At 63.5% G+C, this 2613-nt stretch carries 1 protein-coding gene; it reads right to left on the bottom strand.

All coding sequences use genetic code 11. The features are described from left to right. Nucleotides 1-171 precede the first annotated feature (171 nt). Nucleotides 172-2544, bottom strand: coding sequence for a methyl-accepting chemotaxis protein (locus QMX78_RS21095; protein WP_282273355.1), 2373 nt, complete (start codon nucleotides 2542-2544; stop codon nucleotides 172-174). Between the last annotated feature and the right edge of the window lie 69 nt (nucleotides 2545-2613).

The following is a 2613-nucleotide window of genomic DNA, read 5'->3' as shown; positions in this document are numbered from 1 at the left end:
CTATTGGTGCTCACAGTCGTCGGCGGTGCCTCAACCGACGGTAGGTCAGCTTCGCGGCTTACGCCGCTCCCACAAACAAAAAAATCCGATGCCAGGGACTGGCATCGGATTTCGGGTGGCTCAGTTGCTCAGGTTGATGGCGTTGCCGTCAAAAACCGAGAAACGTGCTGCTTAGAACTCTTGCCAATCCGAGTCGGCCAGTTCAGCTACGGCGGTGCGTGCGGCCGCGGCGCGACGACGCGGTGCCGGTGCTGCTGCCTGGACGGCAGGGCGGGGTGCCGGTTCACGCACGTAAGCCGTGGTGTCGGTGACTGCAACGCCTTCTTCCAGCTGGAACACGGACACCACGTTTGCCAGGTGTGCAGCCTGCTCTTCCATCGAACGGGCGGACGCGGTGGCTTCCTCGACCAGCGCAGCGTTCTGCTGGGTGGTTTCGTCCATCTGCACAATGGTCTGGTTGACCTGCTCGATGCCAGCAGACTGCTCCTGCGAGGCAGCGGAGATCTCGGCCATGATGTCGGTCACGCGTTGCACCGAGGCGACGATCTCGCCCATGGTGGTACCGGCCTTGCGTACCAGGGCCGAGCCGTCGGCGACCTTGCCGACCGAGTCGTCGATCAGGCCCTTGATTTCCTTGGCTGCACCCGCCGAACGCTGTGCAAGCGTACGCACTTCCGAGGCGACGACGGCAAAGCCGCGGCCCTGTTCGCCGGCGCGTGCGGCTTCCACCGCTGCATTCAAGGCCAGGATGTTGGTCTGGAAGGCGATGCCGTCGATGACCGAGATGATCTCGGCGATCTTGCGCGAGGACTGCTCGATCTGGGTCATGGTGGTAACCACCTGGCTGACCACTTCGCCGCCCTGCGAGGCTACCGAGGCCGCGCCGATGGCGAGCTGGTTGGCCTGGCGTGCCGACTCGGCGTTCTGGCGCACGGTGGAGGTCAGTTCCTCCATCGACGCAGCCGTTTCTTCGAGGTTGGCGGCCTGCTGCTCGGTACGACGCGACAGATCGTTGTTGCCCGCAGCAATCTCGGTGGCAGCCGAGTTGATCGACACCGAGGACTGCTTGATGCGACCGACGATGCCGGTCAGCTGCTCGGCGGTGGCATTGGCATCGTCACGCATGGTGGCGAATACGCCCTGGTATTCGCCGTGCATGCGCACGGTCAGGTCGCCGCGGGACAGGCCCGACAGCAGTGCGGAAATCTGCTCCAGACTGCTTGCATTGGCGTCGAGCAGGCCGTTGATCTGGCTGGCCAGCTGCAGGAAGAAGCCGTCCTTGTCGGCGGTTTCGATCCGACCGCTGAGGTCGCCGGCGGCGGCAGCCTCGATGATGCGCGCAACTTCCTTCTCGACCTGGGCCTCGGTGCTGCGGTCGCGCCACTCAACGACGTGGCCAACGGCGACATTGTTGTCGTCGCGGATCACCGAGATGGTCTGTGCGAACTCGGCATCCCCGAAGCGCATCTCGCGCTTGAACACGCCGGTCTTGTCGAGTGCTTCCAGTACCTTGCCGTCCACTTCGCCACGATGCTCAAGCACGGTAACCGGCTGGCCGATCAGCGCCTTGCTGGCGTCGAAGTGACTGAGTGCGCCGGTGATCTGCTCGTGGTGTTCATTGAGCTTGTCGAGCAGGGCGCGGTTGGCGTAGACGATCTCCAGATCGCTATTGGTCAGGAACACGCCGGTAGACGAGTAGTCCAGCGCGGTACGGATGCGCAGGTTCTCGTTGGCAACGACCTGGTCACGCTCGATGCGTTCGCGCAGGTCACGCTGCATGCGTTGCATGGCGCGCAGCAGGTCGCCAACTTCGTCGGCGCGCGACACGTCGATGGAGCCGTCCAGTTTGCCGCTTGCCACTTCGGTTGCAACGTCAACGGCACCGCGCATTGCCTTCACCAGCGAGGCAGCGAACAACCAGATCAGTGCCAGGCCGGCGGCACCGCCGACCACTACGGCGACGATGATGAGCAGGGCCGATGCGCGGTAGGTTTCCGCGGCTTGCTTGGCGGCTGCCTGGGCACGGGTATTGTCATTTGCAGCCAGCGCCTGCAAGGCCGTATAGGCATTGCGATGCAGGTTGCGGGTCTCGCCAACGAAGGTGTCGATGGCGTCATCTGGCAAGTCCAGTGCCAGCATTTCAGTGACCGCGTCATAGGAAGCAGCGGTCTTGCCCCAGTCGGCGACAAACTTGTCGAACAGCTTCTTCTGTTCGGGGCTGTCGATCAGCTTCGGATAGGCGGCGATGGTGGTGTCGATCTGCATGCGCAGCTCGGTGGCGCGCGCCTTCGCGTCGGCTTTGACGTCATCGCTTGCGCGCACCAGGCTCTGGTAGGACGCATTGCGGTATTCGCTGACCATGCCACTCAACTCACCGGTGGTGCGAAGGCTGGGCATGCGGTTTTCAGCGAGGTCGGTGGTGACGTTGTTCAGCGAGTGCAGGCCGCGATAAGCGACGATGCCCTGCAACAACATGACGAACAGCACGACGCCGAAAGTAAGCATCAGCTTCGGTTTCAGTTTCAGCGAGTTGATCCACTGCATCTTGCGCGATCTCCGGGAACAGGCCCCGCCATGTCACAGGGGCGGGGTGGCGCGCCGGCGGGACCGGCG

It is taken from the genome of Stenotrophomonas sp. PS02298 (assembly GCF_029959445.1).
Lineage (GTDB): Bacteria > Pseudomonadota > Gammaproteobacteria > Xanthomonadales > Xanthomonadaceae > Stenotrophomonas.
Note: the sequence above shows the minus strand (reverse complement) of the source record. Positions and strands in the feature narration are given on the sequence as shown.